A 26,331-nucleotide genomic window follows, 5' to 3' on the forward strand; every position below is an offset into this window, starting at 1 on the left:
TGATTCCGAATGTTCGGGACAGCATAATGAATAATGAAACAAAAAAGCGGAACTAAGTTAAACTTAATTCCGCAGTATCGTGTTTCCTGACTCGAGACTTAGGACTCAAGACTATGGATTGATAAAAGACTACTTTTTAGGTGCAGCTGGTTTTGCAGCAGTTGCTGTAATTCCTAATTTAGATTTAACTGCAGCAGTGATATCATCACCACCATCCCAGAATACTAAATTGTTACCACCTTGTCCGTTTGCGATATCGAAAACGTAAGCTAAACCTTTTTCTTTAGCTACAGCAGAAATTGCAGTTGCAACTTTAGCTTGGATAGGCTGGAATAACTCACCTTGTTTAGTACCTATATCTTGTGAAGCTTTAGTACGCGCATCAGTAATGCGTTTTTCTAAATCCTGTAATTCTTGACCCAGCGCTTGTAATTCCTTGCCCACTACTTCTTTGTTAGCTTCACTTAAAGATTTTTGCTTAGCTTCTGCAGCTGCCATTTTACTTTGATATTCTTTGATCATAGCATCAATATCAGCTTGCTTTTGTTTACCTAAGGTTTCTAAAGTGGTTTGAGCTGTTTTAGCCTCTGGTAAATTTGCAAATACCTCTTCAGAATTAATGTGACCCAATTTTTGTTGTGCACTTGCCATATTCGCTGTAAACAATAACCCTGCTGCTACAAAGAATACGTTAATTAACTTTCTCATCGTTTTATTTTACTTTTTTATTTTTTTCTAATTGTTTTTCTTCAAAAATCAGGGGCGAATATACTAATTATTTACAGTCCCTGGTTTATAACCTAATTTTACAATTACATCATTACTAACATCGTAACTGCTACTAGCATAAATCATCATTGTTGCTTCACTACTCTTGTCAAAAATGAAGTCTAAATATTTAGATTTTGCAATCTGTTTAATAGCCTCGGCTACTTTATCCTGAATAGGTTTAATTAATTTTGCCCTGCTTTGAAAAAGATCTCCGTCTGGCCCAAATTTAGAACGTTGAAATTCTTTAGCCTGTTTTTCCTTTTCTATAATTTCGTTTTCACGGCGTTTGCGCATATCATCGGTTAACAAAACCTGATCGGCCTGATAAGCTTTGTACATCCTGTCGATTTCAGAAAAATTCTGATCCACTTGTTGCTGCCATTGTTTAGAGGCGACATCTAACTGACTTAATGCCGATTTATATTCTGGCAAATGCTTCAAAATATACTCCGTGTCTACATAAGCAAACTTCTGTGCGAAGGCACCAAAAGAAGTGCAAAGCAGGAATGCAATAAAAAGATATTTTTTCATCTGTGTGTGTTAATGATATAGTTAATAACCTAAGCTTTCTTTAAACTCTTATTGCAATGATTTATTGCATAATTAGTGAAATTTTTGTTCTTTATCAATTAAAATCCACCTAATTGTTGTGCGATACTAAAATGGAACTGACCTTTGTTCGCATCTGGCAAGCCAGGGATAGCATCAAATCCATATCCGTAATCGATACCTAACAAACCAAATATCGGTAAGAATATTCTGGCACCAACACCAACTGATCTTCTAATATTGAAAGGGTTAAAATCACTAAACCTGTTCCAAGTATTACCACCCTCAGCAAAGGCCAAAACGAAGGCTGTAGCTTGCTGGCTTGCAATAACAGGGTAACGTGCTTCTAATACATATTTAGTATAAATCGGGCTACCAGATTGTTGCGCCACATTTGGATCAGAACCTACCGGAATTACGGTATTGTTAGCATAACCACGCATTGCAATTAACTCAGATCCCTGTAAGAAATCGAATCCCTGCATACCATCACCACCCAATTTGAAACGTTCGAATGCTGATTGGCCTACGGCTTTATTGTATTGACCCAAGAAACCAAACTGTGCTTGTGCTTTAATTACCAGGTTACCTACAACACGTTGATACCATTGTGAATCGAATTTCCATTTATGATATTCTGTAAAACGGTATTTTTCTTTATCAGATGCTGTTGCATAATTAACCTTGTTAAATAGTGAATATGGTGGCGTTGCCTGAATAGTAAAACGTAAGAACGACCCTGATTTAGGGAAGATTGGCGAATCTCTTGAATCGCGGCTAATCTCTTGTGATAAGTTTAAGTTATATGAAGTACCCGTGCTGAATAAATATCCTGAATAATTATTTAAGATATATTGTTGCAAGTTAACGGCGTGGCTTAATTGGAAATAGTTATCTGGCCAGTTTAATCTTCTACCCAAGCTAACCGTTACACCGTTTAAACGTATTTTTTGAAACTGTGCATTATCAGAACTTAATCCATTAGATTGTAATGAGGTAAATGCACTCACACCAAAACTTACAGGTTTTTCTCCACCAAACCATGGTTGTGAGAATGAGAAACTATATGATTGGTAATATTTACCATTAGTTTGTCCACGTAAGCTTAATTTCTGTCCATCGCCTTTTGGTAATGGTTTGTAAGCTTTTAAATTAAATAAGTTACGTAGTGAGAAGTTGTTGAAGGTTAAACCTAATGTACCAATGATACGGCCACCACCAAAACCACCTGATAGCTCAATCTGATCTGAAGGTTTCTCTTCTACTGCATATTCAATATCTACAGTACCATCTGCCGGGTTAGGACGAGGTGTAGGTACAGTTTTAGACTCGTCAAAGTTACCTAATTGACCAATTTCGCGAATGGTACGGATTAGATCACTTTTGTTAAATTTCTGTCCTGGTTTAGTACGGATCTCACGTAAAACCACCTTATCATTTGTAATGGTGTTACCTTTTAAAGTAATGCGGTTGTTGGTATATTGTGGTCCTTCGTACATGCGTAATTCAACATCAACCGTATCGCCATAAATTTTGGTCTGTACCGGATCGATATTAAAAGTTAAATATCCATTATCGGTATACATACTGTTAATGTCGCCACCGTTTTCGCCACCACCGTTTAATTTTTTATTTAATTTCTCTTCGCTAAAAACATCACCTTTTTCGATGGTTAATACTTTTTGCAAAATACTATCCGGATAAATGGCATTACCTGCCCAGGTAATATTACCGAAGTAATATTTTTTTCCTTCATAAAGGTCCATCCTGATGTTAACCTTTTTCTTGTTGTATTGGTAAATGGTATCTTTTAATAATTCCGCATCACGATAACCCTTCTCGTGCAGTTTGGCAATCATTTTTACCTTGTTCTCTTCGTATTTCTCTTTTGCGAATTTTCCAGAGCCCCAAAAGCGCCACCAGGCAAATTGTTTAGGGGTTTTGAGGTATTTTCTAAGTTTTGCTGATTTAAAATCTTTATTTCCGGTGAAATCGATATGCTGTACTTTAACACGGTTGCCTTTATTGATATTGGCTTCTAATACCACACTGTTTTCTGCATTCGGATCTTTACGTGTTTTGTAATCGATCTGGGTAAAGAAAAAGCCCTTATCCAATAAGTATTTTTTTACAATAGCTGAGGTGGTATTGTACAGGTTATCGTTTACGATTTTACCTGTTTTATCATTTAGCTTTTCTTGAATGGCAGTTTTTTCAGATTTACGGATACCTTTTAAATCGATAGAGCTTAAACGCGGGCGCTCAACTACTTCAATTTCAAAATAAACAGAATCCTGAACAAATTTTTCGATGTTAAGTTTAACATCATCAAACAAACCCTGCGCCCACAACGTTTTAATTGCATCAGAAGTTGCCTCGCCAGGAAGTACGATTTTATCGCCTTTAGTTAGTTTAGATAAGGTAATTAATACTTCTTTATCTAAATATTGGGTTCCGGTTACCGTGGTACCACCAATGATATATTCTTTTGGACTAAAATAATCGAGATCTAAGCCACCAACCTTTAAAGAAGGGGTTACCGGTGCCTGACCTTGTGGACGTACTTGAGCGAAGGCCGGAGCGGCTAAAACTAGTAGGATTAAAACTTGAAATATTCTTTTCATTAAAATTATTTGTTCAGTAATGGCCAAAAGGTAACGTTATTTTATAAAGCAAAATTTCTTTATGTTGTTCCCTTATTATGGTTTCATTTATCGTATAAAAGTGGTGCTAAGTTAGTTTAAACGCTTGTTAAAAAGTGTTAAAAGAAAAATTAGTTTAGTTGTTCACTAATTTTACCAAAACGGCGTTCGCGTTTTTGATAGTCTACAATAGCCTCGAAAAGATCTTCACGTCTGAAATCCGGCCATAAAACATCAGTAAAATAAAACTCGGTATAAGCCATCTGCCAAAGCAGATAATTACTAATACGATGTTCGCCACTTGTCCTGATCATGAGTTCAGGATCTGGTATATTTACGGTTGTTAGTTTTGATGAAAACAGGTCTTCGTTTATATCATCCAAAGAAATGGTATTGTCTTTTACAGCTGATGCAATTTTTTTGGCGGCTTCCAAAATTTCCCATTTCGCGCTATAACTTAACGCTAGCGTTAAAGTACATTTTTCGTTATGAGCCGTTTTGTCCATCGCTTCTTTTAAATCATCAATACACTCTTGAGGTAAAGATGCAATATTGCCAATGGCATTCAGCTTAATATTGTTTTTATTAAGTGTTTCGGTTTCTTTGTTGATGGTAGAAATCAGAATCTGCATCAAAGCATCTACCTCTTCTTTTGGTCTGTTCCAATTTTCTGTAGAAAAAGCATATAAAGTAAGGTACTCAATACCCACCTCAACACAACCTTCTACAATGTCTTTTACAGAAAGTACACCTTGTTCATGTCCGAAAACCCGCACTTTACCCTGGCCTTTTGCCCATCTTCCATTACCATCCATGATTACGGCAATGTGCTTTGGCAGGCGGCTATAGTCTATTTGTTCTTTAAATCCCATTAATTATGTCAAAATCAGCTTAAAAGGAATAGCATTTTGAGGATACAAAGGTAAAAGATATGCCAACACTAACAAATAGATAAGTGTCCCTTTTTCGAAAATCGCCTCTTTGGGTACCAGTTTGTCCTATTTGGTTGAGAGAAGGGTCTGATAAATTGACCTGATATTGGCCATTGCCTACAATTACTGGATTAGCCGGATAACGACCGCTCACATCATCAATATAATCAGTAGAGGGTGTTCTGTAACCCAATTCGGTAAAAACGCTCCAGGTATCTTTGTAATTATACCTTAGGCCTACCCCATATGGAATAGTTAAAACAGCATTATTATATCCATTTTCCTGGCCTTCGGTTGCTAATCGGTCTAACCGGTATTTATCACCGTTAACTTTTACAGTTGGTTTAAAAACCACCAAACCAGCCCCAACAAAAATATATGGCGTAAATTGCCTGTTTCCTCCACCAAGATTAAAATTGAAAAAATTAAAATCTATTAATCCGCTAAATTCATTTAGTGCTGTTTTAAAACGCAGGTTTCTTTCGCGGAATTGTTCATTATTGGAGTTGGCATCATCTGCCTTTATCTGTCCGTAAGTATAATTTAAGCGAACGCCCACATATTGATTAAAGTTCCGTTTTACATATGCACCACCCGAAAAACCGCTGATCTGTAAAGGATTGTTCTGATTGAGATCGCCCATGTAGCCTGCTCCTCCACCCATGAGCCCAACTTCCCATGTACCTTCTTGCGCAAGAACAATTTGTCCGCTAAAGATAAAAAAGAGGAGGATTAACAGCGTTTTTTTTGGCGTCATACTTAGTAGTTACGGGTATCGATGCCCCATAATAATTTATTCCTTAACGTGTTTAAATAGGTTTCATTGTTAAGGCGGATAAGATTTACGCAAAAATCTGCCTTTTTTATGCTAATTTTTACTGAACGTTCTACGGTGACGGTTCGGCTATCGCACGAAACCAAAAATTTAGATTCCCTGGCTTCTACCTCAAAAGAGAGCTTATTGTCGTCGGGCAAAATTACCGGCCTAACGTTTAGGTTATGTGGCGCAATAGGTGTAATTACAAAATTTTCAGAATCGGGATAAATAATGGGGCCACCGCAGCTTAACGAGTAAGCTGTTGAGCCTGTTGGCGTAGCAATAATTAATCCATCGGCCCAATAAGAGTTGATAAACTCATCGTTCATTGAAGCATGGATAATCATCATAGCCGAATTATCGCGACGGTGAATGGTAATATCATTCAGTGCAAAATTTTCCTCACCAAATAAACCATTATCAGATTCTAAGGTTAAAAGTGAACGGGAATCTAAGGTATATTCTTTATGGATTAAGGCATTGAGTGCCGATCCGATTTCGTTTTTATTGATACTGGCTAAGAAACCCAAGCGGCCAAAATTGATCCCAATAACAGGTATGCCCGAATTGCGGATTAGCGATAAGGTATCGAGTAAGGTACCATCTCCGCCTAAACTCAATAATACATCGGCAAGATCCTTTAATTCGGTATGATTATGAAAAATAACCGTATTTGCTGGTAATTTAATTTTACCATGAAGCGATGTTTTAAATTTAGAATATAAAACCGGCTGGATATGGTGTTCGGCTAAATGATTAAAAACCTCTTGTACATAGGGCAAAACCGTATCATTAAAATCTCTGCCGTAAATTGCAATCCTCATAAAGTAGGTTTATACATTTAAATAGTTCATGAAAGAATCGTAACGCTCCTGCGATCCATCATCAATCTGGGTGTTATTGTATACCTCTTTAACCAGATAATCATATCTTTCGAAAGAGGCTACCAATGAAGTAATTTCTGTTTTGTTTACTTTGAGCGTTACTTCTAAACGCGTAGAATCTTCAAAAGAATTCACGTAAGAAGAGAGCACCTGCGCATTATCGGCTTCAACAATCTGTGCAATATGTGCTAGCGAATTATCGCGGTTACTAATCTCCAAAACGATAATTCCGCCAGGTTCATTTACTGCATACTGTTCGGCCACGGCATTTACCATGTTATTAATCGAAATTAAACCAACATAATTTTTCTGTTGATCTAAAACCGGAACAGCTGTCAATTTTAGCTGACTCAATAACCTGATTACATCATAAGCATGTACATTACTCAACACAAAAACATTAAGCATGTTTACCGCACTATCGTTTAAAAGTGTATCGTGATTATCAATATTTAATAAATCATCTTCAGAAACCAAACCCAATAAAGTTACCTCGTTAACGACTGGCAAATGCTTTAGTTTAAAATCGTTCATACGATCTAAAGCTTTCTGCACCGTGTCATCGGCCCTTAGTGATGGAATTGCATCTGATATGATTTCTGCTGCAAACATTTATTTTAACAATATTCTATCTAAAAATTTCTCTAAATAAGCATTAAATACTGCAGGATGCTCCATCATTGGTGCATGTCCGCATTTCTCAACCCAATTTAATTCCGAATTTGGTAATAATTGATGAAATTCTTGTGCCACTTCTGGTGGAGTAACCTTATCGTTTTTACCCCATATTAAAGAAACGGGTATGGTAATTTTCGACAATTCTTTAGACATGTTGTGGCGGATTGCCGACTTTGCCATGGTTAAAATCCTAATAACCCTTGATCTATCGTTAACCGTTTTAAAAACATCATCGACCAGTTCTTTGGTTGCCGTTGCAGGATCGTAAAAAGTAAATTCTACCTTTTCTTTAATGTAATCGTAGCTCTCTCTACGTGGGAAAGATCCTCCAAACGCATTTTCGTATAAACCAGAGCTACCCGTTAATACCAGGGCTTTAACAAACTCCTGATGAGCAACCGTAAATACTAAACCTACGTGGCCACCAAGCGAATTACCAACAAGCACCACCTGGTTTAAATTTTTATATTTTAAAAAGCGATGAAGATATCTCGATAATGCTTTTACACCCAATGTTAAAATAGGCAAATCGTAAATTGGTAAAATTGGAATAATTACACGATAGCGATCTTTAAACTGTTCGATAACCAGTTCCCAATTGCTTAGTTCGCCCATTAGGCCATGTAGCAATACCAGTGTCTCGCCTGTTCCAGCTTCGATGTATTTAAATCCGTCTTCTTCTATTATCGGGTAAGTCATATATATTCTAGATGGTACTGTGCTACTAAGTTAGTAGAGTAAAATTAAATTTATGCATTTATATGCCATTTTTCTGAAATAAAATCGAAAACGGTATAAAAACACCCTTTGTAAAGCGGTAAGCGACTAGAGACTAGTGATAAATGCACTTTAAGCTTTAGTCTTTCTGCTTTTAGCTTTAAATTAAGCTAGTTTTTCTTTAACAATTTCAGCAATTAATTTACCATCAGCTTTACCTGCAAGTGCTGCATTTGCCATCCCCATTACCTTCCCCATATCCTTAACCGATGTAGCACCAGATTGTTTGATTACAGTCTCAATAATTGCAGCAACCTCTGCCCTATCTAACTGTTTTGGCAAAAATTGATTAATCACTTCAATTTCTTCTTCTTCTACCTGATACAAATCTTCGCGATTTTGTTGCTTGTAAATATCAGCAGATTCGCGGCGTTGTTTAATGAGTTTCTGAAGAATCTTAAGCTCAGTTTCTTCAGTAATCTCTTCTGAAGATCCTTTCTCTGTTTTAGCTAAAAGTAAAGCGGCCTTTATTGCTCTTAAACCTCTTAACTGTGCGGTGTTTTTAGCCAACATGGCTTTTTTTATTTCCTGATCTATTATGTTTGATATCATTTTTAACCCAAACCCCTAAAGGGGCTTTCCTTTCATTAGTTTAAAATAAAAAAATATATTGTTATTCCCTTTCCCTTCAGGGGGGGCTAGGGGGTTCTATTTATAATCGTTGCTGTAGCCTGCGCAGTAGGCATAATCAGCATATCGTTAATGTTAACATGTTTTGGTCTGCTTACTACATACCAAATGGCATCGGCAATATCATCGGCAATTAAGGGCTCAAAGTTTTCGTATACCTTTTTCGCCCGATCTTCATCGCCTTTAAAGCGCACCACCGAAAATTCGGTTTCTACCATCCCAGGGTTAATTTCGGTAACTTTAATTCCATGTGGAAGCAGATCGATACGCATGCCCTTGCTCAAAGCATCTACAGCATGTTTACTTGCACAATATACGTTTCCGTTTGGATAAACTTCTTTTCCGGCAATAGAACCGATGTTAATAATATGTCCGGAGTGATTTGGGATCATCCAATTGGAAACAATTTTAGTTACATAAAGCAAACCTTTTACATTGGTATCGATCATGTTATCCCAATCGTTTGTATCGCCTTTATCGATTGGATCTAGACCCTGGCTCAAGCCTGCATTGTTAATTAAAACATCAACCTTTTTCCATTCGGCAGGTAAAACTTCTAAAGCGGCGGTAAGACTTTCTTTATCGCGAACATCGGCAAAAACCTGTTTGATGGTAATGGCATATTTATCTTCTAAATGATGGGCAATTTTAGCCAACCTATCTTCTCTGCGGGCCAATAATACCAGATTGTAACCTTGCTGGGCAAATGTATGTGCGCAAGCTTCGCCAATACCAGAAGTTGCGCCTGTAATTAATGCGATTTTAGACATTTTTATGAATTTTAAGTCTCGGTAATCCTTTAAGATACCATCTTTGATTTACCTACACCAACAAAGGTAAGTTTTTTTGGATTGCAGGACTATTGAAAAATTAAACTGAATGTTAATTGACGTAATTTCAACTTATCTATCGGATTGGCGTAAACAGTATTGTCGTGCTGAAGTAAATCGCTGGTTGAATACGAGAGTTTTATTTCGGGCGACATTTTAAAATACTCGAAATAAATATCGAAACCAATACCTGTTTCGTACGACAGATAGTTTCTTTGGTTTTTTAACAACTTGTTTACGGCTGTTTCACCTTCATCGAAGGTTTTCTTTTTCGAGGCTATATCTATCGAATATTTAGCACCGCCTAACCAATATGCCCTAAAATTGTTCATCCGGTTCGACTTCACCTTTAGGCCTAATGGAAATTCGAACATGGTAGCCTGAACTTTTCTTTCTACCACGGTTTGAAAGTTTTTCGTTTGCCCATTGCCCAAGTTAATCGGCGCCATAGGTTCGTACTCGTAAGTTACTACCCTATCGCTAAAAATAAGGGAGGGTGTTGCTCTGATATCGAAGTTATCAGAGATCATTCTATTCATGACAAAACCTAATCCAAAACCTTGAGATGGTGGGCTAGAAATAGAATTTAATGTTGAGGTAACCGGAATGCCCGAATTTGGATCGTAAGAAGGATCTAGCGAATTTGGCACCTCATAAAAAGGCGATCGCCAATTTTGCTTTTTAAGGATTTTGTATTCGGCTGAGATATACTGAAAATTAAAACCAAAACTCCAATCTTCATCATCTATTCCACCACCCCAGTTTTGGGCAAAGGCGGTTGTAGAAACAATAAAAAGTGAAAGAATGAGGCTTAATTTTCTGATCATTTGGTTCCTACATATATCGAACTTATTCCAAACGTTAAAATTCTTTGTTTGGTACTTTTAAAGCCAACTTTTTCCATCAGGCTGGTAAAATCTTCTCCATCAGGAAAAGCAGCTACCGACTCTGGCAAATAGGTATAGGCTCTGTGGTCTTTAGAAAATAGTTTTCCAAAGAAAGGTGTTACCTGTTTAAAATAAAAACTGTACAGTTGTTTTACCGGGAAAACCTTTGGTTTTGAAAATTCCAATATCACCATTTTCCCATTGGGCTTTAATACCCGGTACATATCAGTTAATCCTTTTTCGAGATTCTCGAAGTTGCGCACACCATAAGCGCAGGTAATCGCATCAAAAGTATCATTTTCGAAGTGCAGGCCTTCAGAATCGCCTATCTGAACATTAAAAACTTCGTTTAAACTACGCTCGTTAATTTTCTTCTTGGCTACTTCTAACATTCCTTCAGAAATATCAACGCCAATTACCTTTTCGGGATGAAGCTTTTTAATGGCTTCAAAAGCAAAATCGCCAGTTCCTGTAGCTACATCAAGCAAAGTTCTCGGGTGGATGGAAACCAGTTCCTTAATGGCTTTCTTGCGCCATAATACATCAATGCCTAAAGAAAGAAAATGGTTTAAAAAATCGTAAGTGCCAGAAATGTTGTTAAACATGGTTGCAACTTGCTCTTTTTTAGTTGCATCTTCTACTTGGTATGGGGTGATATTCTGATTCATGATATGGGGCAAAGATAGAGAAAAGTCGGGAGTCTTTAGTCGACAGTCCGAAGTCTTTGACGCAAAGTATTCAGTGTAATGTCAAAAATCAGATTTAAAAAAAATTATCAAATTGGACTTCAGACTTCCGACTTCGGACTTCGGACTTCGGACTCAAAACCCTACCTTTGCACCATGATTATCAAAACGGCAACATTTGTTTGCAGCAACACCCAGATTTCGGCACTACCCGTACCAACTATGCCCGAATATGCATTTATTGGTCGCTCTAACGTGGGTAAATCTTCATTAATCAATATGTTGGTTAATCAACATGGATTGGCCAAAACCTCTCAACGTCCGGGAAAAACGCAGTTAATTAATCACTTTTTGATTAACGAGAAATGGTACATTGTCGATTTACCGGGTTATGGTTATGCCAAGGTTTCTAAAACCAGCAGAGAGAAATGGGAGAAATTTATCCGTGCCTATATAACCAAAAGAGAAAGTTTACAATGTGTTTTTGTTTTGATAGACAGCCGTTTAGAGCCACAGGGAATTGATATTGAATTTTGCTATTGGTTAGGCGAAAAACAGATACCGTTTTCGTTAATTTTTACCAAGGCTGATAAACAGGGCATGACAACCACCCAGAAAAATGTAGCCGCCTTTAAGAAAAAATTAGGCGAGTTTTTCGAAGAGATTCCTGCCACCTTTATTTCTTCTGCTGAAAAAGGAACCGGAAAAGAAGAAGTACTGAATTTCATTTATGAGGTGAATAAAGATTTTGTTGTTCCTACAGATTATAAGAAGTTTTAACCAATTTTCAGTTCGCAGTGCACAATTTTCAGTTTAACTTTAAAAAATCTGTGTAATCAAATAATCTGTGTAATCATACCCTACAGGAAATTAATCAGTTCTAAAAAAAATGAAAAAATACTTTTCACTCGTATTATTCGCCCATTCTGTTTTTGCGCTACCATTTGCCCTGATTGGTTTCTTTTTGGGCGTAACCACAACAGAAAACCCATTTTCCTGGTATAAACTGATTTTAGTTTTGCTCTGCATGGTTTTTGCAAGAAACTCGGCCATGGCGTTTAACCGCTATTTGGACAGAAATATTGATGCAAAGAATCCACGCACCAAAATGCGCGATATCCCTGCTGGTAAAGTTTCTGCAAATGAGGCGTTGATTTTTGTTATCGCCAATTGTGTTCTTTTCGCCATTACTACCTACTTCATTAACCCGCTTTGTTTCTATTTATCGCCAGTGGCTTTATTTGTGGTTTTATTTTATAGCTATACCAAGCGTTTCACCGCACTTTGTCATTTGGTATTGGGCTTAGGCCTATCGCTTGCTCCTATTGGCGCTTACATTGCTGTAACCGGACATTTCGCACTGGTTCCTGTACTATACTCCTTAACGGTATTGTTTTGGGTGAGTGGATTCGACATTATTTACGCCCTGCAGGATGAAGAATTTGACCGTGAAGAAAAATTACATTCGATCCCCTCGGCACTTGGCATTAAAAATGCTTTGAATGTTTCGGTACTTTTGCATATACTCTCTGCCACCTGTGTTATTTTGCCTGTGTTTTTTACATCCTTTAGTTGGGTTTATTACGTAGGTATTGTGTTTTTCTGTTCGATGTTGATTTATCAGCACTTACTGGTAAAACCAAATGATATTAGCAAAGTAAACAGGGCATTTCAAACCTTAAATGGTTATGCATCGGTAGTATTTGCAATATGCTTTTTAATAGATGCGTATTTGAGACATAAATAAAAATGAGTGAGTGAGTTTTGAATGAGTGAGTGGTAAACATTCTTTCATTCTTTCATTCCAACATTCTCTAATTCGATCATTCTCTCATTCAATAATTAAATATTATGATTATAACTAAGAAACATAGAACATATATCCCACAGGAATTGAGCATTACCTGGGAAAATTTAGAACCACTTTTTACCGAACTGGAAAACCGCGAAATAACCAGCACCGCTGAGTTAGAACAGTGGTTAAAAGACCGTTCAGAGCTAGAAGCTGCTTTAGAAGAAGATTTTGCCTGGAGATACATCAGAATGAGCTGTGATACCGCGAACGAAGAATTGGTTAAAAATTTCCAATATTTTGCGACTGAAATAGAGCCAAAAATTTCTCCGCTGGCTAACGAATTGAATAAAAAATTTGTAGAGAGTCCGTTTATGGAGGATTTGGACAAAGAAAAATATTTCGTTTACAGCCGTGCGATTAAAAAAGCATTAGAGCTTTACCGCGATGAAAATATTGAGCTGTTTACCGAATTACAGGTGAAACAACAAAAATACCAAAGCACTACAGGCGCCATGAGTGTTGAGCTTAATGGCCAGGAATATACTTTGGAGCAAGCCTCGATCTTCATCAAAGATTTAAACCGCGAGGTACGCGAAAATGCATGGAAAACGATCCAGCAACGCCGCTTAATTGATAAAGATGACTTAAACATCTTGTTTGATGAGTTGATTAAACTGCGTAATCAGGTTGCCTTAAATGCGGGTTTTGAAAATTATCGCGATTACATGTTCCAGGCTTTGGGCCGTTTCGATTATACGCCGCAGGATTGTTATGATTTCGCCAATGCCATTGAAAAAGAGATCGTACCGATTTTAAAAGAGCAGGCCGAAAAACGCCGCGAAGCTTTAGGGCTAGAAGTGTTAAAGCCCTGGGATTTAGAAGTGAGTATAAGTGGCAAACCAGCTTTAAAACCTTTTAACAATGGCGAAGAACTGATTGATAAAAGTATTGCCTGTTTTAATGCTATTGATGAAAAATTAGGCTCAAAACTGGCAACAATGAAAGCCAATAACCTTTTTGATGTGGAGAGTAGAAAAGGTAAAGCACCGGGTGGTTACAATTATCCTTTAGCCGAAACAGGAGCACCATTTATATTCATGAATTCGGCAAATTCGTTACGCGATTTAACCACAATGGTTCACGAAGGAGGGCATGCGATTCATACCTTTTTAACGGCGAATTTGGAGCTAAACGACTTTAAACACTGTCCATCAGAGGTGGCTGAACTGGCCTCGATGAGTATGGAATTAATCTCAATGGATAAGTGGGATGTTTATTTCGACAACGAAGAAGATTTAAACCGTGCTAAAAAAGAACAATTGGCCGATGTTTTAAAAACATTGCCTTGGGTTGCCGTAATTGATCAGTTTCAACACTGGATTTACACCAACCCAAACCATACGGCAGCTGACCGTGAAGAAACTTTTAAGCAGATTTTTAACCGCTTTGGTGCTGGTTTTGCCGATTGGACAGATTTAGAACAACAATTTGGAAATGGCTGGCAAAAACAACTGCATTTATTCGAAGTTCCTTTTTATTATATCGAATATGCAATTGCCCAGCTAGGTGCCATTGCAGTTTGGAAAAATTATAAAGAAAATCCTGAAAAAGCTTTAGAACAATATTTAGCGGCACTTGCTTTGGGTTACACTAAACCAATGAACGAAATATATGAAACTGCGGGAATCAAATTTGATTTCAGCGCGGAATATGTGAAAGAACTGGCAAGCTTTGTAAAAGCAGAACTGGAGAAATTAGGGTAAGGTAGAAGGTTTGAAGGTGGAAGGCTAAAGGTTTCCCAACACACGGAGATAACATAGATGCCGTGGCATTTTGCCACGGCATCTATGTTTGTTGAACTTTTTTTGCCACGGAAACACAGAAGACACGGACATCTTAAATACGCTTCGATTCCATACCAATGACAGATTTTAAAAATCGGTCGTCATCTCGACTGGAGTGCAACGGAATGGAGAGATCTTTGAACCAAGTTATATAAGAATTGAAATTTAACGGACTTTTTCCCAAATTTATATGATTTGGTGTTGCCCATCGCAGAGGATGCCAATACAATATACGCTAAACTACTAGGTATACAAACCAACTCTGGTATTAGCGTCTCGCTAAGACTAAAGTTTAATTCTTTTATCATGGGACACGGATGTTGCTAAGGCTCTTCGACTCCGCTCAGAGCGACAGCGTGAGCGAGAATTATTAATTGACCTTAGCATCTCGCTAAGCACTTTTTTAGCACGAAAACACAGAAGGCATGGAAACTAAGTAAGAATGCCAGCGTCACTAACCTCATATTTTTTCGGTATCAAAACCAATGTTTTATCTGCTGTACCCAACTGAATAGACCTGATGGAAGTGAAAATCCCTTTTGGGTATTGGATAAATTGTTCTTACCAAAATTCTCCCAAAAGGATTGTAACAAACAGCAGGACTGAACCCTACCTATGGAATGCAGACGCTGCTCTTCAAAAAAATCTTGTTTCTAATTTCTGTGACTGTAACCTACCTAGGCTTCATCCTTCTTTCTAATCCTAAGAATAATAAACATCACTAAAACCGATATTAAAATCATGATCAAATAGCTGTAGCTGAGGTTACGTTCATCTTTAGCAGGAATCAAATTTACGATGCCGTAACTCAAAAAAGAGACAATCACGTAGGTAATCCCTCCTGTTAATCCACCTGCAATCCCGGCATTTTTGGGGAATTTGCTCAGACAGAAAGTAAAGTAATTATTAAAGGTAAAGCCTGCCCCTACATGGATTAAAAAGGCGAAGAAAATTAACGACCACAGGTTAGAAACAAAATTTAAGCTTGCAATCATCAGCACTACAAACGCCACCTGAAACAACGAGTTGATCATTAATCTTTTGAAGAAGGGCCTGTTGATGGTGGCCTTACCAATAAAGCCCCCAACCATCCATGCAAAACCTAAAAACAAGGAGCTATAACCTGCAATAACCGGAGAAAAATTAAAATGGTGCTCAATAATAAACGGACCGGTCATGTTGTAAACCATCACCATACAATAGGCTAAACCCAACATTACAATGCCCAATGTAAAGCTCGTGGTTTTAATCATTTCGATATAAATACCAGTTATCTTTTTCAGTTGAAAATCGGTAAAATGCTTTAATGTTTCGCCACTGAACAATAACTCCAGCACAGCAAAAACAAATGCAAAACCAGCCAAAAAATAGAAATTAGATTCCCAGCCAAATACTGTTTGAAGATAACCGCCAATAAAAGGTGCAACAATTGGTCCGGTAGACCAGATGATGGAAAACAAACTCAGGTAATGTTTTAACTGATCGCCCTCAAAAAGATCGACAAAGTATGCTCTTTTTGCCACAACAATTGCCCCTACAGTAAGCCCATGAATAATGCGCATTAAATAAATAAGATAAATGTTATGGGTTGTGGCAATAACAATACTTGCTGCTGCGAAAATCAATAACGCATATAGACAGATTTTATACCTACCAAAGCTATCGAGCACACTCCCGATAAAAAGTTGCGAAACACCATAGCTAATTAAAAAGATACTTAATGTAAGTTGAACTTGCACATTACTTACCTGCATTTCGCCAGCCATTGTTGGTAATGAAGGGATATAAATATCGGTAGCAAAACCTGATAATGGAATTAAGGCAAAGGCCAGTAAAGTAGCCAAACCCTGGTGACGTTTTTTAATGTATTTTATTTGTGCTGTATCTGCATTCATATTAGTACTGTAATGGCATATAAATATTCCAATCAAACATATATTTAAGCACACTTACTTATCTTTTTGATTATTGACAGCAAAATTAAACTTTTCATTCAGCCTAAAATTATGCGAATCAAACAAAGGATTATTCAAGCCAAATAATTGCATTTTTTTACTTTAATTAAATAAATACCATTCTTTTCGACGGCATTTTGCCATCCAACGAGCAGTGTATTGAAAATTATATCTTGCTTTAAACGTTTTTAACCAAACTTTTTATAAGTTTGAAGAAACAAGCAAATAAAAGATGTTCGAAAAGCTATTCAGAAAGAAATCTATTTCCAAGATATTACAAGATGCGGCAAAAGGCTATGGCGACCATGAAAATACATTACATAAAACACTCGGTGTTCGCGATTTAACAGCTTTTGGAATTGCAGCGATTATTGGAGCAGGAATTTTTAGTACGATTGGCAAAGCAAGTGCAGATGGTGGCCCAGCGGTAATCTTTTTATTTCTTTTTACAGCAGTAGCCTGTAGTTTTGCGGCCTTTGCTTATGCAGAGTTTGCTTCAATGGTACCTGTTTCTGGTAGTGCTTACACTTATTCTTATGTAGCCTTCGGCGAATTGGTTGCCTGGATTATCGGATGGTCGCTCATTATGGAATATTCCATCGGTAATATTACGGTAGCCATATCCTGGTCTGATTACTTTACAGGACTACTTTCTACCATCAAAATACCTCCCCTCGGCATAGACGGCATCCATGTACCCGATTGGATGACAATGGATTACTTAAGTGCTTATAACGGGCATAAACACGCGGAAGCGCTTTTGGCCGCTGGCAAAAACCTTGCAGATTTAGATTCGGCTACAGCCTTGGCCAATAATGCATGGCTTACCGCTCCAAAAATCGGTAGTTTTCACCTTGTTGCAGATATTCCTGCCTTAGGCATTATCATTTTAATTACCTGGTTAATTTACCGCGGAATGAAAGAAAGTCGCAATGCCAGCAACGCCATGGTGGTGGTTAAACTTGCAGTAATTCTTTTGGTATTAGCAGTAGGGATATTTTATGTAGACACCAAAAATTGGGATCCATTTGCTCCGAACGGTGTTTCTGGAGTTCTAAAAGGTGTTTCAGCAGTATTTTTCGCCTACATAGGTTTCGATGCCATTTCTACAACGGCCGAAGAATGTAAAAATCCACAACGCGATTTACCACGTGGAATGATGTGGGCGATTATTATCTGTACCATCCTTTACGTAGCCATTGCGCTGGTTTTAACAGGTATTGTTAAATCAGATACTTTAGCCGTTGGCGATCCATTAGCATTCGTTTTTGATCAGATTAACTTAAAATTAATGAGTGGCATTATTGCGGTAAGTGCAGTATTTGCCATGGCAAGTGTACTTTTGGTTTTCCAAATGGGTCAACCACGCATCTGGATGAGCATGAGTAGAGATGGCTTATTACCAAAATCTTTTTCTAAAATTCATCCGAAATACAAAACACCTTCATTCGCCACCATTGTGGTAGGCTTTGTAGTGGCTGTACCATCATTGTTTATGAATCTTACCATCGTTACCGATCTCTGCTCTATCGGAACACTTTTCGCTTTCGTACTGGTTTGCGCGGGTGTTTTAGTATTACAAAACAGGCCTGATGTACAACGTGGAAAATTCAAAATACCTTATGTAAACAGTAAGTTCATTGTTCCTATTGTTTTAATTGCGACCATCATTTTTGCCTTCACAAAATATGGAAAAGAAACCAAAGCCTTCTTTTTCAATTCTCCTAAAACACTCCAAACGGTAACTTTTGTTACTTCTTTAAGTGGCGATGAACTGAAAGTTGTTAAGGAGGAAATTGTTAAAAATTCGGCTCCACAAATTATTTTAGCAGAAAAAGTGGACGCAGAATCATATTTGAGTGCCTTACCTGCTGATCGTTATGAACAGTTTATTTCAGCCTCAAAAGTATCCATAGAAAAGAAATACGAAAGCGGCTGGGGCTTATTTAAACACAAAATACCGATGTGGATTTTCTTGATCATCTGCGTGATGATTACTTACTATTGCATTACCAAAAACTTATCGTTAATTCCTGTTTTAGGATTGATTAGCTGTTTGTATATGATGTGCGAACTTGGCATTTCAAACTGGATCGGTTTCGGCATCTGGCTGGTAATTGGGCTTGTGGTTTATTTTGCCTATGGTTATAGACATAGTAAATTGGCAAATCTGGAGGGTTAAATTAAAATGAAATATAATCCGTTAATACATCACCGAAGATCGATAAGGTTAAAGGGATATGATTACGGAAAAGCAGGTGCATATTTCATCACAATCTGTTGTGAAGGTAGGCTTCATAGATTTGGAAAAGTTTCAGGAAATGAAATGATCTTAAATGAATCTGGAACTATCGCTTACAACGAATGGATAAATTTATCGGATAGATTTTCAAATTTCGAACTTGATGTTTTTCAGATTATGCCGAATCATATGCATGGCATAATTGTTTTATTAGACATTGCTGCTGTTGTCGGGGCGACCCTTTCGGTCGTCCAAGAAGAAGATGAATTAAATAGTGCGACCGCAAGGGTCGCCCCGACGATTCCCGATATTGTTGGAGCATATAAATCAATCGTTTCCAACGCGTGCCTGCAATTATTTAAATCGCAAAACAAAACAATGGGCAAGCTATGGCAGCGGAATTATTACGAGCACATTATCGGCGATGAAAGCGCATACCAAAATATTTCAAATTACATCAAAAATAATCCTAGCAAATGGAATGAAGATAAATTCCATCTATAAAACAAAAAAATCCCCTTTCTTTAATAGAAAGAGGATTTGATTTATTTTTTCTTTATAAAGGCCAGGGCAGTAATCATTACTAGCCCTAATCCAGATGCAAACATATAGTTGTCGGCATGATCAAGATGGTATAGTTTAGCTACTGGTCCTGCTATAAACAAACCCATTGCTAATATTAAAATTGCGATCCTCATCAATTAAACCGGCAACCTATTTAATTCAATATCATCTGGAGTAACGAAAATCAATGGAACTTTCTCTACATCAACATAGCTGCTATCCAAACCAAAACTCCGCTCTTCTGATAAACTTAATTTTTTAAGGATAAAGTAATAATCCATAATCTGTCTTTCGTAAAAACTCAGTTTAGTAAACTTAGATAAATGTTTTTCTAAAAGAACAAACCTGAAATCGCCTGCAATTTTATGCTTGTTTAACGAAGTATACTGACTGGTAATATCGATTTCTCCATTTTTAACCAACTCTTCAACCACTTTACGGTATAACAAATTTACTCGTTGCTCAATCCTGAAACCTAATCTAAAGTCGATCCTGATTAACTTGCCTGGAATTAGGAACTCAACTTTATAATCTAAGGTATATGGCTCGTCCATTACATCAACGTGCACCAACCAGTACACATCAGCACGTTTTGGTTCCTTTTGAATAATAGAATAGATGATTTTCGATTCGATCTCAGTTTTAAAGTTTGCACTGGTTAAATAAACCAGCTGAGACGAGTATTTCGGAACCGATTCATCCCCGCTTAGTTCTGTTAAAATCTGATAATAATCCTCAATTTCAACATATTTAACAAAGCGGTTTTTGATTTTACGGGCCACAAACCAACTCCACATCACCGTAAACAATAACGAACCGATTAATACTGTTACCCAACCACCATGTAAGAATTTGGTTAAATTACTGATCAAAAATGTACCTTCAATAATTACGTATGTAAAAAAGAATATCGCCACTAAATATTTAGGAAAACGTTTACTTCTCAAATAAAAACTAACCAGAATGGTGGTCATTAACATGGCTATGGTGATAGATAAACCATAGGCCGCATCCATTTTCTCTGCCTTTTGGAACAACAGTACAATACCACAGCAGCCAATCCATAACATCCAGTTAATAGAGGGAACGTATAACTGACCTTTAGAAACAGAAGGGTAAACAATTTTAATTTTAGGCCAAAGGTTTAAACGTACTGCCTCAGCAATTAGGGTAAAAGATCCACTAATTAAAGCCTGACTGGCAATTACTGCCGCCATAGTAGCCAATAAAACCATCGGAATTTGAAACTGATCAGGAACGATCTGGAAAAATGGATTCATTTTTGCCCCAGGAACATAACTTCCACTGTTCTGCAAAATCCAAACACCTTGCCCTAAATAGTTTAGAATAAGGGTTAATTTCACAAAAATCCAACTGATTCTAATGTTATTTCTACCGCAGTGGCCCAAGTCAGAATATAAAGCCTCTGCCCCTGTTGTACATAAAAATACGCCGCCTAGAATTAAAAACGCTAATTTATTGGTAACTAATAAATGAATAGCATAGTAAGGATTAAATGCCTTTAGAATACTGATATCTTTAATAATAAAAGATACGCCTAAAACACCCAACACCGCGAACCAAACAAACATTACTGGCCCAAATAGCTTTCCTACCAGATTGGTTCCGAACTGCTGGATAATAAATAAGATGGTTAAAATGGTTAGTACAATTGGAATAACCGGTACCTCAAACTTATTGGTAAGCCCCTCAATTGCCGATGTTACAGTAATACTGGGGGTAATAATACCATCTGCAAGTAATGCACAGCCGCCTACAACGGCTGGAACCACTAGCCACTTAGCCTTTTTCCGCACTAGCGAGAATAAAGAGAAAATACCACCCTCACCTTTATTATCAGCTCTTAGGGTAATAATAACATACTTAATGGTGGTTTGTAAGGTTAATGTCCAAATGATACAAGACAAAACCCCCAGAACATTCGTTGGATTGATATCTTGCTTTCCCCCTAAAATTGTAGTAAAAATTGCATTTAAGGTATATAAAGGGGATGTACCAATGTCACCGAACACAATTCCTAAACTAATTAGAACACCGCCGGCGGTTAACGCGTTGACATTTTTATGATTTGACACTTCGTTGATTATTTTAGTGCGGCAAAAGTAAACTAACTATAACAATTTAACAACCAAATTATTGTGTATTTTTAACACTATGAAAATTAAATATTATTGTTAAATTGTGTTAAATTATGGGTTTTAAACAAAATGTTTAATTTCTTTGTTTTAAATTAATACATTTGCTATACCAATTTGATGAAACTCTACGCTAAGATAACGTTCCTCACAAAACTTGCATGCACATTGTGCATTGTTTTACTGTGCGGCGTAAATTCTTGGGCACAACAAGCTGATAGTATTCGCATTAGCTTAAAAAACAGAACAAAAAAAGTAAGCAGAATTCCTGAAATCAAAGCCAATATTACCCCTTACAAGCCACTTTATATGACAGTTGGCGGCTCTGGAATGTTCAATACTTACTCTACAACTCCAAAAAACACAACGGTTGTAGCAAAAGATAAATTGTTAACCATCGTAAAAATATATCCAAATCCTGTAGAAGATCAATTAAATATTATCTTATCTATCGGAAAAGATGGCACACAGACTACAATCAAAATCATCGATTTATTGGGAAATGAAGTGGCAACACTTTCAAACGAACGCTTAAATGCTGGTGAACAGACCAAAAGCTTCGTCATTCCAAACAGGATTAATCCTGGTATTTACTTTTTGAGGGTTATTGCGGGCTCAGAAAGCCAGGTAAAACGGATCTCAGTTTTATAACACCATTTTCTTTTCTATTTTTGATTGATGCGGATTTAATTCCCGTCTATTTTATCATATTTCATATTCTTAAGAATGAAAATCATCGCCATTGGCCGAAATTATGCCGAACATGCAAAAGAACTGAACAATCCGGTTCCAACCACACCAGTAATTTTTCTAAAACCTGATACAGCCGTTTTAAAAGATAATAAACCTTTTTACCTGCCCGATTTTTCTGATGATGTTCATTACGAACTGGAAGTGGTCTTAAAAATTTGCAAGGAAGGAAAACATATTGCCGAGAAATTTGCAGCCAATTATTATGATGAAATTGGACTAGGCATCGATTTTACTGCACGCGATATCCAGAGCAAACATAAAGAAAAGGGGTTACCCTGGGAGTTGGCCAAAGCTTTTGATAACTCAGCGCCTATCAGTATTTTTCTTCCTAAAAGTGATTTTGAGGATCTTTATAATTTAAATTTTGAGCTGAAGGTAAATGGAGAAAGCCGCCAGGTAGGCCATACTAAAGATTTGTTATTCTCGTTCGAGAAGATAATCAGCTTTGTTTCGCAATACATCACCTTAAAAAAAGGGGATTTAATTTTTACCGGAACGCCACAGGGTGTCGGAAAAACAAATAGAGGCGATAAATTGGAAGCCTGGTTAGAAGGAAAGCAACTTTTAAATTTTGATGTAAAGTAACGAATGATTAAAAACCCGATTCAGTACAAGTTAAAATTTTCCATTTCAATTTGCCTTTTATTTGCTTCAGTTTTTGTTCAGGCGCAACAGATTTTCAGTACAAATAAATACCCGATTACGGATTTCAGACAACCTTTAGATATTAGCCCTCCTGCCCTTGCAGGTTCTTTTGGAGAAATCAGGGGCAATCATTTTCATTCTGGAATTGATTTCAGGACCAATCAGCGCGAAGGTTATCCAGTTTATGCAGTTGCAGATGGATATATTTCGAGGTTAAGGGTCCAGAACAGTGGTTTTGGGCAGGCACTGTATATCAACCACCCTAATGGTTTCACTACCGTATATGGCCACCTTCAACGTTTCGCCCCCAAAATTGCAACCATTGTTAAAAACCTTGAATACGAAAAAAAATCATTTGAGATTGATGAGTTTCCGGATGCCACATTAATTCCCGTACATAAAGGCGAGATTATTGCCTGGTCTGGTAATCGTGGTAGTTCGGGCGGTCCGCATTTACATTTCGAAATCAGAGACACCAAAACTGAAGAAACCATCAATCCTCAGTTTTTCGGAATCATCATCCCCGATAATATTCCGCCAGTTATTCATGGTTTGTATGTGTACCGTTTAAATGGCAAAAGCTTTAACGAATCGACACCTAAACAAGCTATCGGCATTAGCGGAGCAAATGGCAGTTACAAAACCAGTGCACCTGTTAGCTTAACTGGCGAGGTTGGTTTCGGTATCGTGGTAACGGATCGGCACAATGGTTTATCGGGCACCAATGGTGTATATTCAATTCAGCTAGAAGTAGATGGCAAGAAGGTATACACTTCTGCTCTTGAACGTTTTGCTTTTGAAGATAGTAAAGCCATCAACTCGCACATCGATTACCCAACTTATTTAAATACCAAAAGAAGCATTCAGAAAAGTTTTGTTGAACCTGGTAATCCTTTAAAAATTTATAGTGGTTTAGTCAATAGCGGAAGAATTAATTTCAATGATGGTGCCACACATCAACTGCGTTACATCATTACCGATTCGAAAGGAAACTCTTCAGTCCTCCCTTTTACCGTAAATGCAGGGTCAGCGCCTATTGTAGCTCCGGTTATTCCAGCCGGAATAATCTATCTATACAATAAGGCGAATGAGTTTAATAGTGAGGACATTAAAGTGGTTTTCCCCCTCGGGACATTGTACAGCGATTTAAATTTCAATTATAAAAAATTGCCTAAACCAATGGGAAATGCCTGGTCGGCTGTACATCAGATTCACAATAGGTATACGCCATTGCACATCGGTTTCGATATCTCGATCAAGGCTGATAATCTTCCGGAGAACCTGAGGAGTAAAGCATTGATTGTAAATTCAAATGGCTCCTCTCAAGGTGGTAGTTTCGATAATGGATATATTAAGGCCACGCCGAAAAACTTTGGCAGCTTTTATATCGCCACCGATACCATTGCCCCGCGAATAGTACCTGTAAATATTGCTGAAGGAAAAAACATGGCAGGTTTATCTAAAATATTTTTTAGGATCAGCGATAATCTATCCGGAATAAAAAGTTTTAATGGCTATATCGATGGCAAGTGGGCACTGATGGAATTCGACACCAAAACGGCTACACTTTGGCACAGCTTCGATGAAAGAACAGCTTTAGGAAAGCACATACTAGAGTTGATTGTTGTAGACATGAAAGAGAATACCCGAAAATACACAGTAACATTTTTTAGATAGGAACAGGATTTTTAAGATTTAATGATTACATGATCAAAGTGCCCTTAAAATTTACGACTTAAACTAAGAAATGTCATCTTTTAACATATATCCAACAGTATAATAGGTTAAACTGTTTAAATTGCAGTCATGATTTAACATTCTATCATTCAAAATTCAATCATTTAATATCACTCCATCATTAAGCATACAAAAATTCAATCATTATAAATATGGCAGAGTTAAAAGAAGGTGATCAGGCACCGGCAATTACATCAAAAGATCAAAACAGCATTGAAGTTTCATTAAGCGACTATAAAGGCAAAACAGTTGTGCTTTACTTTTATCCAAAAGACGATACTCCTGGTTGTACCGCCGAAGCTTGCGATTTCAGAGATAACTATCAAGGTTTACAGGCTAAGGATATTGTAGTTTTAGGCGTTAGCGTTGATGACGAAAAATCGCACCAGAAGTTTGTTACCAAGCATAATTTACCATTTACCTTACTGGCCGATACCGATCAGAAAATTGTAAATGACTATGGTGTTTGGGCAGAAAAAAATATGTATGGCAAAAAATACATGGGTACAGTTCGCACCACTTTCATTATAGATGGCGATGGAAAAATCGCTCATATCATCAAAAAAGTTGACACAAAAAACTCAACACAACAAGTACTCGATTTAATCAATAACTAATTATGATATAGCGGGTAAAATATTACCTTTGCTATGTAACAACAACCTCTTATTTTAATGAAACATACAATTAAAGAGCTAGAAGATATTGCCTCTCAAATCAGAAGAGATATCGTAAGAATGGTTCACGGATGTCAATCTGGTCACCCAGGCGCTTCGCTTGGATGTACAGATTTTTTTACCGCTTTATATTTTGAAGTATTGAACCACAAAACAGACTTCACAATGGAAGGCGCTGGCGAAGATTTGTTCTTCCTTTCTAATGGACATATTTCTCCGGTATGGTACAGTACATTAGCTCACGCTGGTTATTTCGATAAAAGTGAATTGGCAACTTTCCGTAAGTTAAATTCTAGACTGCAAGGTCACCCAACTACCCATGAGCATTTACCAGGTATCCGTATTGCTTCGGGTTCATTAGGCCAAGGCCTATCGGTTGCTATTGGCGCAGCATTAGCTAAAAAGTTAAATGGCGATAAATCTTACATCTTTGCCCTTTTAGGGGATGGAGAATTACAAGAAGGACAAAACTGGGAAGCAGCAATGTTTGCCCCTTTTAATAAAGTAGATCATTTAATTGCATCTGTTGATTATAACGGACAACAAATTGATGGCCCAACAAGTAAAGTTCTTGCCTTAGATGATTTACAGGCTAAATTCGAAGCTTTTGGATGGCATGTAATCAATACCGATGGTAACGATATGCAAGCTATTGTTGAAGGTTTACATTATGCAAAAACTTTAACCGGAAAAGGTAAACCAATCTTAAATTTAATGAGTACACAAATGGGTGCTGGTGTAGATTACATGATGGGTTCTCACAAATGGCACGGTACAGCGCCTAATGATGAGCAATTAGCTTTAGCTTTAGCACAATTACCAGAAACTTTAGGGGACTACTAAACTAGATTTGAGACAATAGACATGAGATTTGAGACGA

24 protein-coding genes are annotated in these 26,331 nt (G+C 37.2%); 10 read left to right on the forward strand and 14 right to left on the reverse strand.

What is annotated here, in order from left to right; genetic code table 11:
- Positions 1-129: 129 nt before the first annotated feature.
- The 12 genes from EZ456_RS11930 to ubiE all read right to left on the reverse strand — a co-directional run bounded on the left by EZ456_RS11930 (position 130) and on the right by ubiE (position 11,065).
- The gene (locus tag EZ456_RS11930; RefSeq protein ID WP_131530418.1) at positions 130-708 is read right to left on the reverse strand and encodes an OmpH family outer membrane protein; all 579 of its coding nucleotides are present in this window, start codon (positions 706-708) and stop codon (positions 130-132) included.
- Positions 709-771: 63 nt separating this feature from the next.
- The gene (locus EZ456_RS11935; RefSeq protein WP_086547439.1) at positions 772-1,302 is read right to left on the reverse strand and encodes an OmpH family outer membrane protein; all 531 of its coding nucleotides are present in this window, start codon (positions 1,300-1,302) and stop codon (positions 772-774) included.
- 98 nt (positions 1,303-1,400) lie between these two features.
- Positions 1,401-3,944: an outer membrane protein assembly factor BamA gene (gene bamA / locus EZ456_RS11940; RefSeq protein WP_131530420.1), complete on the reverse strand. Its 2,544-nt coding sequence runs from the start codon at positions 3,942-3,944 to the stop codon at positions 1,401-1,403.
- 149 nt (positions 3,945-4,093) lie between these two features.
- Positions 4,094-4,834 (reverse strand): isoprenyl transferase, encoded by a 741-nt coding sequence (locus EZ456_RS11945; RefSeq protein WP_131530422.1) that lies wholly within the window; start codon positions 4,832-4,834, stop codon positions 4,094-4,096.
- 19 nt (positions 4,835-4,853) lie between these two features.
- A complete protein-coding gene (porG, locus tag EZ456_RS11950) occupies positions 4,854-5,651 on the reverse strand; it encodes a type IX secretion system protein PorG (RefSeq protein WP_131530424.1) in 798 nt (265 codons plus the stop codon).
- A gap of 2 nt (positions 5,652-5,653) precedes the next feature.
- On the reverse strand, positions 5,654-6,535 hold the full coding sequence (locus EZ456_RS11955) for an NAD kinase (RefSeq protein ID WP_131530426.1): 882 nt from the start codon (positions 6,533-6,535) through the stop codon (positions 5,654-5,656).
- Between the two features lie 9 nt (positions 6,536-6,544).
- The gene (locus EZ456_RS11960; RefSeq protein WP_131530428.1) at positions 6,545-7,207 is read right to left on the reverse strand and encodes a CBS domain-containing protein; all 663 of its coding nucleotides are present in this window, start codon (positions 7,205-7,207) and stop codon (positions 6,545-6,547) included.
- The gene (locus tag EZ456_RS11965; protein ID WP_131530430.1) at positions 7,208-7,972 is read right to left on the reverse strand and encodes an alpha/beta fold hydrolase; all 765 of its coding nucleotides are present in this window, start codon (positions 7,970-7,972) and stop codon (positions 7,208-7,210) included.
- Between the two features lie 183 nt (positions 7,973-8,155).
- A complete protein-coding gene (locus EZ456_RS11970) occupies positions 8,156-8,602 on the reverse strand; it encodes a GatB/YqeY domain-containing protein (RefSeq protein WP_131530432.1) in 447 nt (148 codons plus the stop codon).
- An 86-nt stretch (positions 8,603-8,688) separates the two neighbouring features.
- A complete protein-coding gene (locus EZ456_RS11975; RefSeq protein ID WP_131530434.1) occupies positions 8,689-9,450 on the reverse strand; it encodes an SDR family oxidoreductase in 762 nt (253 codons plus the stop codon).
- 89 nt (positions 9,451-9,539) lie between these two features.
- Positions 9,540-10,337, reverse strand: coding sequence for a type IX secretion/gliding motility protein PorT/SprT (porT, locus tag EZ456_RS11980; protein WP_131530436.1), 798 nt, complete (start codon positions 10,335-10,337; stop codon positions 9,540-9,542).
- Positions 10,334-11,065: a bifunctional demethylmenaquinone methyltransferase/2-methoxy-6-polyprenyl-1,4-benzoquinol methylase UbiE gene (ubiE, locus tag EZ456_RS11985; protein WP_205945077.1), complete on the reverse strand. Its 732-nt coding sequence runs from the start codon at positions 11,063-11,065 to the stop codon at positions 10,334-10,336. The genes porT and ubiE overlap by 4 nt, the downstream gene beginning before the upstream one ends.
- A gap of 174 nt (positions 11,066-11,239) precedes the next feature.
- On the opposite strand from ubiE, the gene yihA reads away from it, so the two are divergent.
- The 3 genes from yihA to EZ456_RS12000 all read left to right on the forward strand — a co-directional run bounded on the left by yihA (position 11,240) and on the right by EZ456_RS12000 (position 14,641).
- A complete protein-coding gene (gene yihA, locus EZ456_RS11990) occupies positions 11,240-11,863 on the forward strand; it encodes a ribosome biogenesis GTP-binding protein YihA/YsxC (protein ID WP_131530438.1) in 624 nt (207 codons plus the stop codon).
- A gap of 109 nt (positions 11,864-11,972) precedes the next feature.
- A complete protein-coding gene (locus EZ456_RS11995; RefSeq protein ID WP_131530440.1) occupies positions 11,973-12,830 on the forward strand; it encodes a UbiA-like polyprenyltransferase in 858 nt (285 codons plus the stop codon).
- A 104-nt stretch (positions 12,831-12,934) separates the two neighbouring features.
- A complete protein-coding gene (locus EZ456_RS12000; protein ID WP_131530442.1) occupies positions 12,935-14,641 on the forward strand; it encodes a M3 family oligoendopeptidase in 1,707 nt (568 codons plus the stop codon).
- Between the two features lie 758 nt (positions 14,642-15,399).
- Here the strand turns inward: EZ456_RS12000 and EZ456_RS12005 are convergent.
- Entirely contained in the window at positions 15,400-16,617 is a 1,218-nt protein-coding gene (locus EZ456_RS12005) for an MFS transporter (protein ID WP_131530444.1), read from the reverse strand.
- A 292-nt stretch (positions 16,618-16,909) separates the two neighbouring features.
- On the opposite strand from EZ456_RS12005, the gene EZ456_RS12010 reads away from it, so the two are divergent.
- Positions 16,910-18,859: an amino acid permease gene (locus EZ456_RS12010; RefSeq protein WP_131530446.1), complete on the forward strand. Its 1,950-nt coding sequence runs from the start codon at positions 16,910-16,912 to the stop codon at positions 18,857-18,859.
- 6 nt (positions 18,860-18,865) lie between these two features.
- Complete coding sequence (locus tag EZ456_RS12015) at positions 18,866-19,423, forward strand: transposase (RefSeq protein WP_131530448.1); 558 nt, start codon at positions 18,866-18,868, stop codon at positions 19,421-19,423.
- A gap of 197 nt (positions 19,424-19,620) precedes the next feature.
- Here the strand turns inward: EZ456_RS12015 and EZ456_RS12020 are convergent, their stop codons facing one another.
- Complete coding sequence (locus EZ456_RS12020) at positions 19,621-21,579, reverse strand: KUP/HAK/KT family potassium transporter (protein WP_131530450.1); 1,959 nt, start codon at positions 21,577-21,579, stop codon at positions 19,621-19,623.
- 180 nt (positions 21,580-21,759) lie between these two features.
- On the opposite strand from EZ456_RS12020, the gene EZ456_RS12025 reads away from it, so the two are divergent.
- The 5 genes from EZ456_RS12025 (at position 21,760) to EZ456_RS12045 (ending at position 26,294) form a co-directional block, all read left to right on the forward strand.
- The gene (locus EZ456_RS12025) at positions 21,760-22,290 is read left to right on the forward strand and encodes a T9SS type A sorting domain-containing protein (protein WP_225876528.1); all 531 of its coding nucleotides are present in this window, start codon (positions 21,760-21,762) and stop codon (positions 22,288-22,290) included.
- 75 nt (positions 22,291-22,365) lie between these two features.
- Positions 22,366-22,977, forward strand: coding sequence for a fumarylacetoacetate hydrolase family protein (locus EZ456_RS12030; RefSeq protein ID WP_131530452.1), 612 nt, complete (start codon positions 22,366-22,368; stop codon positions 22,975-22,977).
- Positions 22,978-22,980: 3 nt separating this feature from the next.
- Complete coding sequence (locus EZ456_RS12035; RefSeq protein WP_131530454.1) at positions 22,981-24,714, forward strand: M23 family metallopeptidase; 1,734 nt, start codon at positions 22,981-22,983, stop codon at positions 24,712-24,714.
- Between the two features lie 212 nt (positions 24,715-24,926).
- Entirely contained in the window at positions 24,927-25,391 is a 465-nt protein-coding gene (bcp, locus tag EZ456_RS12040) for a thioredoxin-dependent thiol peroxidase (protein ID WP_131530456.1), read from the forward strand.
- Between the two features lie 57 nt (positions 25,392-25,448).
- Positions 25,449-26,294: a transketolase gene (locus EZ456_RS12045; RefSeq protein WP_131530458.1), complete on the forward strand. Its 846-nt coding sequence runs from the start codon at positions 25,449-25,451 to the stop codon at positions 26,292-26,294.
- Positions 26,295-26,331: the final 37 nt, after the last annotated feature.

Origin of the sequence: Pedobacter psychrodurus (assembly GCF_004331735.1) — a bacterium.
In the GTDB taxonomy this organism is placed as follows: Bacteria; Bacteroidota; Bacteroidia; order Sphingobacteriales; family Sphingobacteriaceae; genus Pedobacter; species Pedobacter psychrodurus.